Here is a 14,670-nt window from a genome sequence, read left to right as displayed (position 1 = left end):
GAGGTCCTGAGCCATCGCCAACCCAGAGCAACGACCCACCGGTTGGGCCGTGGCCACCATGATTTCATGCCCGGACGGCACCGGGGTGCCGGAGCGGGGCGCGAAGTGGTCGCACGGGGGTGCCCCTGGGGGCGCACACGCGCTCCAGGGGCACCGGTTCCGCTGTCACCCGGCATGGTCAGCCGCCGAGCGCACCGCCCGCGTCGGGAGAGTGCGCCTGGGTGACCATGGTGTCCGTGCTGAGATGGATCACGCCGTAGTCGTAGGCGTGCCGTCGGTAGACGACACTCGGTTCCTTGGTCTCGGAGTCGACGAACAGATAGAAGTCGTGCCCGACCAGCTCCATCTCGTAGAGAGCCTGGTCGAGGGTCATGGGTGCTGCGACGTGGGTCTTCTCGCGGACGACGATGGGGCCGTCACCCTGCACTTCCAGTGAGCCGATCTTCTTCGTGGGTACGGCCTCGGGCTCCTCCTCGGAGGCGGGCACCAGGCCGTTTCCGTTGAGCGTCGCCACGCCCGGGACGTGGTCGGCGACCTCGGCGGCCGGGATCCGGCGCGCTCCACGGCGCGAGTACCGCTTGTCGTGCTGCCTGCGCAGCCGGGCTTCCAGCTTTTCCGCCGCCAGGTCGAGCGCCGCGTACGGGTCGCTCGCCGCTGCCTCCGCCCGGATCACCGGACCGCGGGAGCGGAGTGTGATCTCCACTCGGTCACAGCGGTCGGCCTGTCGGGGGTTCGGCTCCTTGGACACCTCGACGTCGAGGCTGATCACCTTGCCGTCGAGCTTCTGGATCTTCTCCAGCTTCAGCTTCTCGGCCACGTGCTTCCGGAACCGCTCGGGCACCTCGGTCTTGCGGCCCTTGACGACGATGTCCACGCAGAACTCCGTTCCCGGATCGCTCCGCTTCGATGCGGAGCGTCTCCCTTTTGCACCAGGTTCCGGTGAGCCCCGGAACCTTCGGACTCGGTGACTTCCACCTCCTCCCCCATGGGCAAGATCTCCACTCCACCGTCGCGAGTGATGAAGAAAAACGCGCGGCACGGCATTCGGATTGGAGAGGTGTGGCCTGCGGCTTTCCCTCTCAACCGAACATATCTCGCCCGGACGGATGTCGTCACCCTCTACTGCGGCGTACCTCCGTTCAGGTGAATAGGCCCTCTCGTTACCTGCAACGACACAAGATCTCGGTCAGTTCCGGTTTATTTCCAATGAGTCCGGTGATGCCGCGACGACTGCCGCGCACACCATGTCGACGACCCCGTCGGTGTCATCCGCGCCCGCGATTCCCTGCCGGGCGGGCCGCCGGCCCGTCCTCTCTCGCCTTGATCCGACGTTCTGTTCCTCTCTGCTTTCCCACGTCTCTCGCCCGTACACGGCCGAAGTCCCCGCAGCGTTCGGAATCGGCCCCGTCGCGCGGTACGAGGCCGCAAGCCTGTACGAGACCGCGCGCACGGCTCGTGCGGCCTCCGCGAGAGAGGCCCCGGTGGTCATCACGTCGTCGACGAGGACGACCGGCCCTCCGGAGAGCAGCCGGACACCGACGGGAGCCACCTCCAGGGCCCCCGCGAGATTGTCCAGCCGCTGCCGGGAGTTGAGCCCCGACTGATCGGCGACGGCCCGCCGCTGCCGCAGCACGCCGAGCACCCGGGCCGGCAGCCCTCTCCGCCGCAACTCCACCGCCGCCGCGAGCGCGATCCGCCGTGTCGGATCATGCCCCCGGGCCCGCACGGCGCGCCGCCCGGACGGCACCGGCACGAGCAGCACAGGAGCTCTGCCACCCCGGGACCGCGCCATCCCGGCCGCAGCCGGAGCCGAGGCGTCCCGGAGCCCCGCCCGCACGGCCCCCGCGAGCGCCACCCCGAGCGGCCCGGCCAGTGCCAGAGCGCCTCGCTCCTTGTGGGCCAGCAGCGCCGCCCGGACCTCGTCCGCATACCGGGCCGCCGCGTGCACCATGGGCAGCCCGGGCGGCTCCGGCACCGGACGCACCCGACGCACCGCCGCTCCGCTCAGCACCGCACGGCACCGGGCGCACAGCACCGTACGAAGCGCTCCGCAGCCCCCGCACTCGCCCGGCAGCACCAGGTCGGTCAGGTCCTGCCACCACCCCCACATGGCCACCACTGTGCCCACCCGGGCCCGGCCCGACCACCCCTGTGGACAACCCCCTGTGCACAACCAGCCGCGCCGCGACCCGGCCGTCCCCCATACGAGTGGAGCCCGCACGGGTGAAGTCACCACGCGTGAAGCCGACAGGAGTGAAGCCGGCAGAGCGACACCCGCACAGGCCCGGCCCCCTACGGACCGCGCCCCAGACCGGCGGCAGCGCGGTGAACCGCCCCGCCCCACAGCGGCGGCAACCCCGTGCACCGCCCCGCCCGAACGCCGACGGCCGCTCCTGCCGAGTCCATCCTCGGCAGGAGCGGCCGCCCGCGTTCAGCACACCCCGGCGACACCTCCGGGACGCTCACACCTCACCCCGGATAAACCGGCGCCGTCCCCTCCGTCACCCTCTGCCACTGCTCCCCCGACGGCAGCCGGACGATGCCGTCCACCGAGTACGCCACCAGCGGCAACTGGTCGTCCTCTGCGGCGGTGACGTCCTTGACGCCGGTCAGGGCCGCGGGCACCGGCACGTCCGGGGTGGAACCGTCGACCTGGACGTACCGCATCTGCTCGACGCCCCCGTGTTCGCGCCCGACCACCACGAGCCGGCTGTCCCCGGCCCACGACATGGCCGAGACCTGCTCCAACTCCGGTGTCGCGGAGCGCAGTTCGACCACGCTGACGGCCGGCTCACCGCCCTGCTTCTCGCCCCTCTCGATCAACCCGATGAGCAGGGTCTTCTTGCCGCCCTTCTCCACGACGAGCGCGATCCGCACCCCGTCGGCGGCCACCCGCACGGACTGGATCCGTCCATCGAGGTGCGGCATGCGCACCTCCAGCGGATCGCCCTTGCCCTCCTGGAGGAGGAGCAGCCGGGGATGTTCGGGGTCGCGGTCGGCCACCCACAGACCGTCGTCCGCGTCCCAGCTGGGCGTGGTCAGCCGCTGCTTCTCGGCCCCGCCCTGGCTGCGCAGCACCGGCTCGCCCAGCGAACCGCCCGATACCAGCGAGCCCACGTACAGCGACTTGCCGTCGAGGCTGACACCGGCCGCGGTGTGCTCGTCACGCGAGACCGCCACCGACCGCAGCGCCGTTTCACCCTCGCCGAGCGCCCCCGGCGCCGGTTCCGGATCGGTGTCACTGTTGCCCGCGGCGATCCGTACGAGCCGGTGCTTGCCGTCGACGAAGTACAGGTAGTCGGGGTGCCGCGCCGCGCTCCGGGAGGCCGCCGCTTCGGCCGCTCCCTGGGTGAGCGAGCACAGGTTCTCCCCGCCGGCCCGCAGCTCGACCTCGTCCACCGCGGGGCTGAGGTTCCGCAGCGTGAAGAGCAGCTGGGCGGCCATCTCCTCGCACCGGTTGGTGCCGACGCCCTCGGCCTTGTCGTTGAGCGGAACCGTCAGCTTGTTCCGGTCGTCGGGCGTCAGGGCGCCGGCGTCCTTCGCCAGCGCCGTACCGGTGGGGAAACTCGATCTGACCACGGGCCCCAGCCACCGCGTAGGCCCGTTGAGCAGGGAGCTCACCATCTGCGTCATGGGCTCCACGCGCCGACGCACGTAGACCGGGTCGGCGACCGCCGTGGGCTGTGACTTCGATCCGGCCGCGTCGGCGTTCGAGGCGAAGTAGTACTTGCTGACGGACATGTAGTTGCGCTGGAAGTCCGACTCGCCCATGACGACGCCCTGCGGCAGCGCGTCGATCCGCCACTGCCGCTTGTCGTCCTGCGTCAGGCGCACGCTCCTGCCGTACGCCCCCTTCGCGGGCGCGTACGCCTGCTGCGCGTCGACGGTGGCGACCTTGGTGCCGGTCAGCATGTACGAGATCTCGCCCCTGTCCTCACCACCGCCGCCGGCCTCGGGCTTGGCGCCCGGCCCGTCCGTCAGCACGGTGGCGGACGCCTCGGGCCGCCAGGTCTTCGCGGCGTCGCCGGTCAGGTACTGGCGTGCCGTCTTGTAGTGCGGATCGTCGCTGGTGAGCGCCTCCAGGAAGCCCTGCACGATCTCCGAGGGCGGCGCGTCCTCCCCCGGCGGCACGGCGAACACCCGCACCTGTGTCTCCTGGCGCGGGGTGGACTCCACGCCCCGCAGATCCCCGCTGTCCGGCATCGAGGCGCACCCCGCCAGCACCAGGACGCCACCGGCGGCGTACACCATCACGCGCGCGGGCCTGCGCCGGCCGCGCCCCTCGCGGTCAGCGCCCACGAGATGCCTCCCCTTGCCTGTCCACGTCCCGGGGCCCGGTCTCCCGGCCGCCCGATCCCGCGGAGCGGTCGTCGTCGTCCCGGGGCCCGTTCCCGACCGGATCCCGGGTCGGCCCGGCCCGGCCGCCGGCGTCCTCGCCCCGCCCCGACCCCTCCGGCTCACTCACGCCCGCGCCGGGAGCCGACTGCTCCGCCCCCGCCGCCTCGTCCTGCCGCCGCGTGGCCGAGGCGGGCCTGGGCACCACACGCGAACCGTTGCCGGGCAGGGCCGTCGGATCCGCCGTGGGGGCGACACGCGGCGGTATCGGGTCCCGCTTCGTGCCCTGCGGCACCGGCCCGCTCACCGGCTGCGCCGGCACGGTCGCCCGCTTCTCGCCGTCCCCACCGCCGCACGGCAGGCCGGCATCGTCCAGCCCCCGGTTCCGCCGTGAATCCTTGGGCTCCAGCGGTATCGGAGAGCCCCGCAGCGGCTCGTCGGCGGTCCTGGGCAGCGTCAGCCGGAACTGCGAACCACCCCCTGGCTCACCCCACGCCTGCAGCCAGCCGCCGTGCAGCCGCGCGTCCTCCAGGGCGATCGACAGCCCCAGGCCCGTACCACCGGTGGTACGGGCGCGGGCCGGGTCGGCCCGCCAGAAGCGGCTGAACACCCGGGTCGCCTCGCCCGGCTTCAGACCGACCCCGTAGTCCCGCACCGCCACGGCGACGGCACCACCGGCCGCGGCGAGCTTGACGACGACGTCCCTGCCCTCACCGTGCTCGACGGCGTTGACGACGAGGTTGCGCAGCACCCGCTCCACGCGCCGGGCATCGGCCTCGGCGACGACGGGCTGCTGGTCCCCGAGGACCCGAATGCGGGTGCCCTTGCGTTCCGCGAGCGGCTCGGCCCCGCTGACCACCCGCCGTACGACGTCCCTGAGGTCTATCGGCTCCGCCTCCAGCGCCGCGGCGCCCGCGTCGAACCGGCTGATCTCCAGCAGGTCGGCGAGCAGCGACTCGAACCGGTCCAGCTGGTCGGCGAGCAGTTCCGCCGACCGGGCGGTCACCGGGTCGAAGTCCACACGCGCCTCGTGGATGACGTCGGCGGCCATCCGGACGGTCGTCAGCGGCGTGCGCAGCTCGTGCGACACGTCCGACACGAACCGCCGCTGCATCCGCGACAGGTCCTCCAGCTGGCTGATCTTCAGCTGGAGATTCTGCGCCATCTTGTTGAAGGCCTCACCGAGCCGCGCGATGTCGTCCTCGCCGGTGACCTTCATACGCTCCTGAAGCCGCCCGGCCGACAGCCGCTCGGCGATCCCCGCCGCCATCCGCACCGGCGTGACGACCTGCCGCACGACGAGCCAGGCGATCGCTCCGAGCAGGACCACGACGAACAGCCCGGCCGTCGCCAGCGTGCCCTTGACCAGGCTCAGCGACTTCTCCTCCTGGGTGAGCGGGAAGAGGTAGTACAGCTGGTACGGGTCGCCGTTGGGGTCGTCGACCTGCATGCCGATGACCAGGCCCGGCTGGGAGTCCTTGGTCTCGTTGTTGTAGGTGATGCGGGTATAGCTCTGCGCGGCCGCCGTACTGCTGCCGACCCGCTCACGCAGGTCGGCGGGCACGCTCCTGCTCCAGTCCACCTCGCCGGAGGCACGCTGCCCGCGGCCGCCCGCGCCGTCGGCGTCGGAGGCCGGGAGCGTCACCACGTCGAAGGCGCCCTGGCCGCCACTGGACAGCGAGGAGACGAGGTCGCTCATCCACGGGGTGACGTTCTGCGCGGGGCGCCCGTCCGCCGTGACGGCGTCGTCGCCGGTGCCGCTCGCCGCCTCGCCGGCCCGCTGCTTGGCCACCGCGAACCCGCCCGTGGCCTGGCTCTGGGACGCCTTCACCTTGGCGTCCAGCAGGCCGTTGCGCACCTGCCCGATGACGACGAAGCCCAGCAGCAGCACCACACCGAGCGACATCAGCAGGGTCGTGACGACGACCTTGAGCTGGATGTTGCGCCGCCACAGCCGCATGACGGGCAGCAGCGGCCGGCGCACCCATCGCATGAACAGACGGATGACCGGGCTGCCCTGGACGCCGCCCTGGAGCAGGCCGCTCTCCAGGAACCGCGCCCAGCGGGAGCCGGATTTCCGCCGCCCGACAGGCCGCTCCGGGCGGGCCCCGGACCGGCCGGGCGCCGAAGCGGCACTGTCGCCGGACATGTCAGCTCGGCCCTGCCTTGTACCCGACACCACGAACGGTCACCACGATCTCCGGCTTCTCCGGGTCCTTCTCGACCTTGGAGCGCAGCCGCTGCACATGCACGTTGACCAGCCGCGTGTCCGCCGCGTGCCGATAGCCCCACACCTGCTCCAGCAGCACCTCGCGGGTGAACACCTGCCAAGGCTTGCGGGCCAGCGCGACCAGCAGGTCGAACTCCAGCGGCGTCAGCGCGATCGACTGCCCGTCCCGCTTCACGGAGTGACCGGCCACGTCGATGACCAGGTCACCGATGGCGAGCTGCTCCGGAGCGGGCTCCTCGGACCTCCGAAGCCGCGCCCGGATACGGGCCACCAGCTCCTTCGGCTTGAACGGCTTCACGATGTAGTCGTCGGCACCGGACTCCAGGCCCACGACGACATCGACGGTGTCGCTCTTCGCGGTCAGCATCACGATCGGCACGCCCGACTCCGCCCTGATCAGGCGGCACACCTCGATGCCGTCCCGGCCGGGCAGCATCAGGTCGAGCAGCACCAGATCGGGCTTGGCCTCGCGAAAAGCGGCCAGCGCCTTGTCGCCGTCGGCCACGAACGACGGCTCGAAACCCTCACCACGCAGCACGATGCCGAGCATCTCGGCCAGTGCGGTGTCGTCGTCGACGACAAGGACTCGTCCCTTCATAAACGACATCATCCCATTCTCATAACGGTGGCGAAGGCAGTGGTGAGGTAGCTCACCGGCCAGTGACCATAGTCGCAGCTAGCGCTACTGTCTGCCCTCGCCCGCCCGCCGATGATCTCGACGCGGACGAGACCCGCCCGGTTTCAGGGCCTCTCAAGGGCAGGGAAGACCGCAGAACGGAGCACGGCGAGGCGAGGGTGCCCGGAACCCGCCTCGCCCCGCGCACCCTCTGCAACCGCCTGCTCAGTCCGCCGACACCCGTCGCGACCGCGCACACACCTCTGCGAGTGCCTCCGCCGTCACAGGCGAAACGACACCCTCTTCCGTGACGATCGCCGTCACCAGCTCGGCCGGGGTCACGTCAAACGCCGGGTTGTAGGCCTGTGTCCCCAGCGGCGCCACCGGAATCCCACCGCCCGCCTCCGCACCGGCCACCGGCACCTGCGGCGCGGTCACCTCCGTCACCTCGTGCCCCGGCCGCTGCTCGACCTCGATGGACGCACCGTCCGCAGTGTCCAGATCCACCGTCGTCACCGGCGCCACCACGATGAACGGCACATGGTGGTACCGCGCCAGCACCGCCAGCGGATAGCTCCCGACCTTGTTCGCCACCGAACCGTCCGCCGTGATGCGGTCCGCCCCGATCAGCACCGCGTCCACCTCACCGGCGGCGAACAGCGACCCCGCCGCATTGTCGGTGAGCAGCGTGTACGCCATCCCGCTGCGAGCCGCCTCGTACGCCGTCAGGCGAGCTCCCTGCAGCAACGGCCGTGTCTCGTCCACCCACAGCCGCCGCAGCCGCCCCGTCCGGTGTGCCGCGAGCGCCACCGCGAACGCCGTCCCCTCCCCGCCCGACACCAGCGAACCGGTGTTGCAGTGGGTGAGGATCCGGTGCCCGCCCCCGGGCAGCAACTCGTCGAGCAACGCCAGCCCGTGCTCGGCCATCCGCCCACTGGCCTCGGCATCCTCCCGGTGCAGCTGCCGCGCCGCGGCCAGCGCCGCCGCGGCCGCCTGCCGGACGTCACCGCCCTCGGCGAGCGCCGCCCGGTGAGCCGCCTGGGCCCGGCGCACACCCACAGCCAGGTTCACCGCGGTCGGCCGGGCACCCGCCAGCGCGGAGGCGGCCTCGTCCACGTCGAAACCCCGCATGGCCGCGAGCGCGACCCCGTACGCCCCCGCGATGCCGAGCAGGGGCGCTCCGCGCACGGCGAGCGAGCGAATCGCCTCCACGAGTGCGGACGCGTCCGTACAGACCAGTTCGACCTCCTCTACGGGCAGTCTCGTCTGGTCCAGCAGGACCAGAACGGGGCCTTCCGGTGGCTCTTCCCAGCGGATCGCGGGGATGTCAGTCGGCCGTTTGTCGTCACCGCTGTGCGCGTACTGATCAGCCATGCCGTCAGTCTGCCCCCTATCGAGCGGACAATTGAAGGTACGCAGCCCATACCGCGGCCGGTCATTCCAAGACCACCCCATGGCACGATGGCTGCCAACCTGCCGCCGCGACCGCGGACGGGCACCGTGAAGGAGCGACGATGAACGACACTCCGGGCTGGGCCTCGCCCGGATCCGCCCCGTCCGACGGGCAGAAGCCGGATCAGTCCGGCCCTGCCGAGCCCACCGACCGCCCCGGACCCGCACAGCCCGCGGACCAGCCGGCCGAGCCCGGCCGGACCCCGCAGGGCCCGGGCCCGCAGTGGTCCAAGGAGCAGCCGCCACCGGCCCAGTGGTCCGCCCCCAGCGGCCCGGCCGTCCCCGGCCAGGCGCCCCCGCCCCCGCCGCCCGGCCCGGGCTGGGGCACCCAGCCTCCCGGCGGCCACGGTCCCGGCGGATACGGCCCCGGAGGCCGCCCCGGACACGGCGCCCCCGGCGGCTGGGGAAGCGGCTGGGGCGGCCCCCCGCCCGCCGCCAAGCCCGGCGTCATCCCGCTCCGCCCGCTCGGCGTGGGCGAGATCCTCGACGGCGCGGTCTCCACCATGCGCACCTACTGGCGCACGGTCCTGGGCATCTCGCTCACCGTCGCCGTCCTCACCGAGGTCATCGTCGTCCTCTTCCAGGGCCTCGTCCTGGACGAGGCCACTACCGACGCCCTCAACGATCCCAGCGCGACCCTCAGCGAGCTGACCCGCGCCATGGGCGACGCCATGCTCAACTCCACGGTCGTCTTCGTGATCTCCCTGGTCGGCACCGTCATCGCCACCGCGCTGCTCACCACCGTCACCAGCCGTGCCGTCCTCGGCACGTCGGTGACCATCGGCGAAGCCTGGCGGGACGCCCGCCCTCAGGTCCTCAAACTGTTCGGCCTGATCTGCGTGTTGCTGCTCATCACCGTCGGCGTCGTCACCGTGGGAGCCCTGCCCGGCCTCCTCGTCACCGTCGCCGGGAACAACGGCGCAGGCGTCGCTCTCACGGTTCTCGGCATCATCGGCGCCGGCATCGTCGCCCTGTGGCTGGCGATCCGCTTCTCTCTCGCCTCGCCCGCCCTCATGCTGGAGAAGCAGGGCATCAAGAAGGCCATGAGCCGGTCCGCGAAGCTGGTCCAGGGCACCTGGTGGCGGATCTTCGGCATCCAGCTGCTCGCCACGCTCATCGCGAACGTCGTCGCCTCGATCATCGTCATCCCCTTCACCCTCCTCGCCGCGGCCCTCAGCGGCGACGGCCTCACCGGCTGGCTCAACAGCGGTGTCGGCAGCCTCGGCTGGACGTTCCTCATCATCAGCGGCATCGGCTCGGTGATCGGCTCCATGATCACGTTGCCGATCACGGCAGGTGTCACCGTGCTCCTCTACATCGACCAGCGCATCCGCCGCGAGGCCCTCGACCTCGAACTGGCCCGCGCCGCAGGCGTCCAGGGCTACGGCTCCCCCGCCCCCGGCGCCACTCCGGGGAGCTGATGCGGTGAGCAGGGCGGGGGAACTTCTCATCACGGCGCTGCCACGCGCCGGGATACGGACGCTGCTGAGCGCCGGCGACACACCCCTGCTGTCGCCGGCCCGCTCCGCCGACGAACCGCCCCTCACCACACCGCGCGACCCCGCGCGCGAGGCGGCCCGGCGCGAGCTGTCCAAGCGGATGTACCACGAGGACGACCCCAGCCTGTTCCAGCGCGCCCTGGACGCCTTCTGGGACTGGCTCGGCAAACTCTTCGACGCCACCTCGGCCGCCACCCCCGGCGGCACCCTCGGCCTGATCGTCATCATCCTGGCCGTCATCGCGCTCCTGGCCGCCCTGTGGTGGCGCCTGGGCACCCCCCGCCGCCGACCCACCTCGTCCGCCGCCCTGTTCGACGACCGCCCTCGCAGCGCCGCCGACCACCGCGCCACGGCCGAGGCGCACGCCGCACAGGGCCACTGGAACCAGGCCGTCCAGGAACGCATGCGGGCCCTCGTCCGCGCCCTGGAGGAACGCGCCCTCCTCGACGTCCGCCCCGGCCGCACCGCCGACGAGGCCGTAGCCGAAGCCGGCCGCGCCCTGCCGGCCCACACCGACCGGCTGCGCACCGCCGCACGCGACTTCGACGACGTGACGTACGGCGGCCGCTCGGCGACCGAGCAGTCGTACCATCGCATCGCGGAACTCGACCGCGACCTGGAACGCACCAAGCCCCAGCTGACGGCGAGCGGCGCGAGCACGGCCCCCACCGGCCGCCAGGGAGCCGCCGAATGACCACCGAGGCCACCCTCTCCTCCACCTCGGCCTCGCCCACCGCCCGCCAGGTGTGGACCCGCGCCCGCGGCATCGCGCTCGCCCTCGTGGTGCTCCTCGTGGGAGCTGTCGCCATCGCCGTCATCCGCTCCGACGCCCGCCACGGCGAACTCGACCCGCGCTCCGCCGACCCCAACGGCAGCCGCGCCGTCGCCGAACTCCTCGCCGACCGCGGCGTGGACACCCGGGTCGTCACGACCCTGAACGACGCGGCCACCGCAGCCGGACCGGACACCACCCTCCTGGTGGCCGCCCCCGACCTGCTGACCCCCGGTCAGCAGCATCGCCTGCACCGCGCGTTCGCCGATTCCCACGGCCGCACCGTCCTGGTCGCCTCCGGCAGCGCCTCCATCGAACGGCTCGCCCCCGGCGTCACCGCCGACCCCGCCACCAGTCTCGACTCGACGCTCTCCCCAAACTGCACCCTGCCCGCCGCCCGGCGCGCCGGCACCGCCGAGACCGGCGGCGTCCGCTACACCACCACCCACCTCGGCGCGGACCAGTGCTACCCCAGCGAGCGTCTGGCCACCCTGCTGCGCATCCCGGACCCACGCGGGGACGGCGACACCATCGCCCTGGGCGCGCCCGACATCCTCCTCAACGACCGCCTCGACGAGCAGGGCAACGCCTCGCTCGCCCTCCAACTGCTCGGCTCCCGCCCTCATCTCGTCTGGTATCTCCCCTCGCTCTCCGACACGTCGGCCAGCGACGCCGACGACGAACGCAGCTTCTTCGACCTGCTCCCCCCGGGCTGGCTCTGGGGCACCCTGCAGCTCTTCATCGCCGCGGCCCTGGCCGCCCTGTGGAGGGCACGCCGGCTCGGCCCCCTCGTGCCCGAAAATCTCCCCGTCGCGATCCGCGCCTCGGAAACCGCCGAAGGCCGCGCCCGCCTCTACCGCAAGGCCGACGCCCGCGACCGCGCGGCCGACGCTCTTCGTTCCACCACCCGCACCCGCCTCGCCCCCCTCGTAGGCGTCCCCGTCACCCAGGCGCACACGCCCGAGGCCCTGCTCCCCGCCCTGTCCGCCCACCTCCACGGCGACGGCCGGGACCAGCACGCACTCCTCTTCGGACCACCGCCCAGCGACGACACAGCGCTCATCGCACTCGCCGACCGACTCGACGCCCTCGAAAGAGAGGTACGCCGTCCATGATGGACCCGACCACTGACAACGCCGGGCAGACCGGGGACCCGGGCACCGCCCGAGACGCCCTGGAGGCCCTGCGCGCCGAGATCGCCAAGGCCGTGGTCGGCCAGGACCCCGCCGTCACCGGCCTCGTCGTCGCCCTGCTCTGCCGCGGCCACGTCCTCCTCGAAGGCGTCCCCGGCGTCGCCAAGACCCTCCTGGTCCGAGCGCTCGCCTCCGCCCTCGAACTCGACACCAAGCGCGTCCAGTTCACTCCCGACCTCATGCCGAGCGACGTGACCGGTTCCCTGGTCTACGACACCCGCAGCGCCGAGTTCTCCTTCCAGCCCGGCCCGGTCTTCACCAACCTTCTCCTCGCCGACGAGATCAACCGCACGCCTCCCAAGACCCAGTCGTCCCTCCTGGAAGCCATGGAGGAACGCCAAGTCACCGTCGACGGCACCCCCCGCCCCCTCCCCGACCCGTTCCTGGTCGCAGCAACCCAGAACCCGGTCGAGTACGAGGGGACCTACCCCCTCCCGGAAGCCCAGCTGGACCGCTTCCTCCTCAAGCTCACCATCCCCCTGCCGTCCCGCGAGGACGAGATCGACGTCCTCACCCGTCACGCCGAAGGTTTCAACCCACGCGACCTGCGGGCCGCCGGCGTCCGCCCCGTGGCGGGCCCCGCCGACCTGGAAGCAGCCCGAGCCGCCGTCGCCAAGACGACCATCTCCCCGGAGATCACCGCCTACGTCGTCGACATCTGCCGCGCCACCCGCGAGTCGCCGTCCCTCACCCTCGGCGTCTCCCCACGAGGCGCCACGGCCCTCCTGTCCACCGCCCGCGCCTGGGCCTGGCTGACCGGCCGCGACTACGTCATCCCGGACGATGTGAAGGCACTCGCCCTCCCCACCCTCCGGCACCGCGTGCAGCTCCGCCCGGAGGCCGAGATGGAAGGCGTGACGGCCGACTCGGTCATCACCGCCATCCTCGCCCACGTCCCCGTCCCCCGCTGATGGCACTCACCGGACGCGCCGCCCTCCTCGCGGCCCTGGGCTCCCTCCCCGTCGGCATCTGGGAGCCCAGCTGGACGGGCATCCTGGCGGTCAACGCTCCCCTGGCCGCGGCCTGCGCCTGTGACTTCGCACTGGCCGCCCCCGTACGACGCCTGGGCCTGACCCGCTCCGGCGACACCTCCGTACGCCTGGGCGACACGGCGGACGTGACCCTCACGCTCACCAACCCGTCCCGCCGCCCCCTCCGCGCCCGGCTCCGTGACGCCTGGCCCCCCAGCAGCTGGACACCGGGCACGGAAACGACGGCTTCCCGCCACCGCATCACGGTCCCGCCGGGGGAACGCCGCCGTGTGACGACCCGGCTGCGCCCCACCCGCCGAGGTGACCGCCAGACCGACCGCGTCACCATCCGCTCGTACGGCCCCCTCGGCCTTTTCGCCCGCCAGGGCACCCACCAGGCCCCCTGGGCGGTACGCGTCCTTCCCCCGTTCACCAGCCGCAAGCACCTGCCGTCCAAACTGGCCCGCCTGCGCGAACTGGACGGCCGGACCAGCGTCCTCACCCGCGGTGAAGGCACCGAGTTCGACAGCCTGCGCGAGTACGTCCCGGGCGATGACACCCGTTCCATCGACTGGCGCGCCACAGCCCGCCAGACCACGGTCGCCGTACGCACCTGGCGTCCCGAGCGGGACCGTCACATCCTCCTGGTCCTCGACACCGGGCGCACCTCGGCCGGCCGCGTGGGCGACGCCCCCCGCCTGGACGCCGCCATGGACGCGGCCCTCCTGCTCGCCGCCCTCGCCTCCCGCGCCGGCGACCGCGTGGACCTTCTCGCCTACGACCGCAAAGTCCGCGCCCTCGTCCAGGGCCGCACCGCAGGCGATGTCCTTCCCGCGCTGGTCAACGCCATGGCCACGCTCGAACCGGAACTCGTCGAGATGGACGCCCGGGGTCTCACGGCCACCGCCCTGCGCACGTCTCCCCGCCGCTCCCTGATCGTCCTGCTCACGTCTTCGGACGCGGCCCCCGTCGAAGAGGGCCTGCTCCCGGTCCTCCCCCAGCTCACTCAGCGCCATACGGTCCTGCTGGCCTCGGTGGCGGACCCGCACATCACCCGCATGGCCAAGGGCCGCGGGGATGTCGACGCCGTGTACGAGGCCGCCGCAGCCGCCCAGGCCCAGTCGGAACGTCACCGTACGGCAGAGCAACTCCGCCGCCACGGCGTCACGGTCGTCGACGCCGCACCGGACGACCTGGCGCCGGCGCTGGCGGATGCCTATCTGGCGTTGAAGGCGGCCGGACGCCTTTGAACGAAAGCGGGCCCCGAAAGGGGTCCTGAAACGCAGAAAACCCCCGCATCCGAAGATGCGGGGGTTTTCCCAAAAATTGTTCGGCGGCGTCCTACTCTCCCACAGGGTCCCCCCTGCAGTACCATCGGCGCTGTAAGGCTTAGCTTCCGGGTTCGGAATGTAACCGGGCGTTTCCCCTACGCTATAACCACCGAAACACTATGAAACTGTCAGCCGCACCACGTGTGGCACGTGGGGCTGTTCGTGGTTTCAGAACCAACACAGTGGACGCGAGCAACTGAGGACAAGCCCTCGGCCTATTAGTACCGGTCAACTCCACACGTTACCGTGCTTCCATATCCGGCCTATCAAC

11 protein-coding genes and 2 rRNA genes are annotated in these 14,670 nt (G+C 72.1%); 5 read left to right on the top strand and 8 right to left on the bottom strand.

Annotated elements, in window-relative coordinates; genetic code table 11:
* Positions 1–178: 178 nt before the first annotated feature.
* From hpf to mtnA, 6 genes are all read right to left on the bottom strand, one after another.
* Positions 179–874 (bottom strand): ribosome hibernation-promoting factor, HPF/YfiA family, encoded by a 696-nt coding sequence (hpf, locus tag ACIQHQ_RS00065; RefSeq protein WP_033308245.1) that lies wholly within the window; start codon positions 872–874, stop codon positions 179–181.
* 312 nt (positions 875–1,186) lie between these two features.
* Positions 1,187–2,110 (bottom strand): ComF family protein, encoded by a 924-nt coding sequence (locus ACIQHQ_RS00060; RefSeq protein ID WP_402608513.1) that lies wholly within the window; start codon positions 2,108–2,110, stop codon positions 1,187–1,189.
* Between the two features lie 359 nt (positions 2,111–2,469).
* Positions 2,470–4,299 carry an LpqB family beta-propeller domain-containing protein gene (locus ACIQHQ_RS00055; protein ID WP_402608511.1) on the bottom strand — a complete coding sequence of 610 codons (1,830 nt, stop codon included), beginning with the start codon at positions 4,297–4,299 and terminating at the stop codon, positions 2,470–2,472.
* The gene (mtrB, locus tag ACIQHQ_RS00050) at positions 4,289–6,484 is read right to left on the bottom strand and encodes an MtrAB system histidine kinase MtrB (protein WP_402608509.1); all 2,196 of its coding nucleotides are present in this window, start codon (positions 6,482–6,484) and stop codon (positions 4,289–4,291) included. The genes ACIQHQ_RS00055 and mtrB overlap by 11 nt, the downstream gene beginning before the upstream one ends.
* A 1-nt stretch (position 6,485) precedes the next feature.
* The gene (gene mtrA, locus ACIQHQ_RS00045) at positions 6,486–7,175 is read right to left on the bottom strand and encodes a two-component system response regulator MtrA (protein WP_009188938.1); all 690 of its coding nucleotides are present in this window, start codon (positions 7,173–7,175) and stop codon (positions 6,486–6,488) included.
* A gap of 231 nt (positions 7,176–7,406) precedes the next feature.
* Positions 7,407–8,555 carry an S-methyl-5-thioribose-1-phosphate isomerase gene (mtnA, locus tag ACIQHQ_RS00040; protein WP_402608506.1) on the bottom strand — a complete coding sequence of 383 codons (1,149 nt, stop codon included), beginning with the start codon at positions 8,553–8,555 and terminating at the stop codon, positions 7,407–7,409.
* A 140-nt stretch (positions 8,556–8,695) separates the two neighbouring features.
* On the opposite strand from mtnA, the gene ACIQHQ_RS00035 reads away from it, so the two are divergent.
* Genes ACIQHQ_RS00035 through ACIQHQ_RS00015 form a run of 5 tightly spaced genes read left to right on the top strand, consistent with a single transcriptional unit; the run spans position 8,696 to position 14,318 of the window.
* On the top strand, positions 8,696–10,054 hold the full coding sequence (locus ACIQHQ_RS00035) for a glycerophosphoryl diester phosphodiesterase membrane domain-containing protein (protein WP_402608504.1): 1,359 nt from the start codon (positions 8,696–8,698) through the stop codon (positions 10,052–10,054).
* A gap of 4 nt (positions 10,055–10,058) precedes the next feature.
* Complete coding sequence (locus tag ACIQHQ_RS00030) at positions 10,059–10,826, top strand: DUF4129 domain-containing protein (protein WP_402608502.1); 768 nt, start codon at positions 10,059–10,061, stop codon at positions 10,824–10,826.
* Positions 10,823–12,019, top strand: a complete 1,197-nt coding sequence (locus ACIQHQ_RS00025) for a DUF4350 domain-containing protein (protein WP_402608500.1) — start codon at positions 10,823–10,825, stop codon at positions 12,017–12,019. Before ACIQHQ_RS00030 ends, ACIQHQ_RS00025 begins: the two co-directional genes overlap by 4 nt.
* The gene (locus tag ACIQHQ_RS00020; protein ID WP_402608498.1) at positions 12,019–13,008 is read left to right on the top strand and encodes an AAA family ATPase; all 990 of its coding nucleotides are present in this window, start codon (positions 12,019–12,021) and stop codon (positions 13,006–13,008) included. The genes ACIQHQ_RS00025 and ACIQHQ_RS00020 overlap by 1 nt, the downstream gene beginning before the upstream one ends.
* The gene (locus ACIQHQ_RS00015) at positions 13,008–14,318 is read left to right on the top strand and encodes a DUF58 domain-containing protein (RefSeq protein ID WP_402608496.1); all 1,311 of its coding nucleotides are present in this window, start codon (positions 13,008–13,010) and stop codon (positions 14,316–14,318) included. The genes ACIQHQ_RS00020 and ACIQHQ_RS00015 overlap by 1 nt, the downstream gene beginning before the upstream one ends.
* 78 nt (positions 14,319–14,396) lie before the next feature.
* Here the strand turns inward: ACIQHQ_RS00015 and rrf are convergent.
* Positions 14,397–14,513, bottom strand: a 5S ribosomal RNA gene (gene rrf / locus ACIQHQ_RS00010).
* Between the two features lie 84 nt (positions 14,514–14,597).
* Positions 14,598–14,670 (bottom strand): 23S ribosomal RNA (locus tag ACIQHQ_RS00005); the annotation flags it as partial.

The sequence above is a fragment of the Streptomyces sp. NPDC092370 genome, assembly GCF_044755265.1.
In the GTDB taxonomy this organism is placed as follows: domain Bacteria; phylum Actinomycetota; class Actinomycetes; order Streptomycetales; family Streptomycetaceae; genus Streptomyces.
Note: the sequence above shows the minus strand (reverse complement) of the source record. Positions and strands in the feature narration are given on the sequence as shown.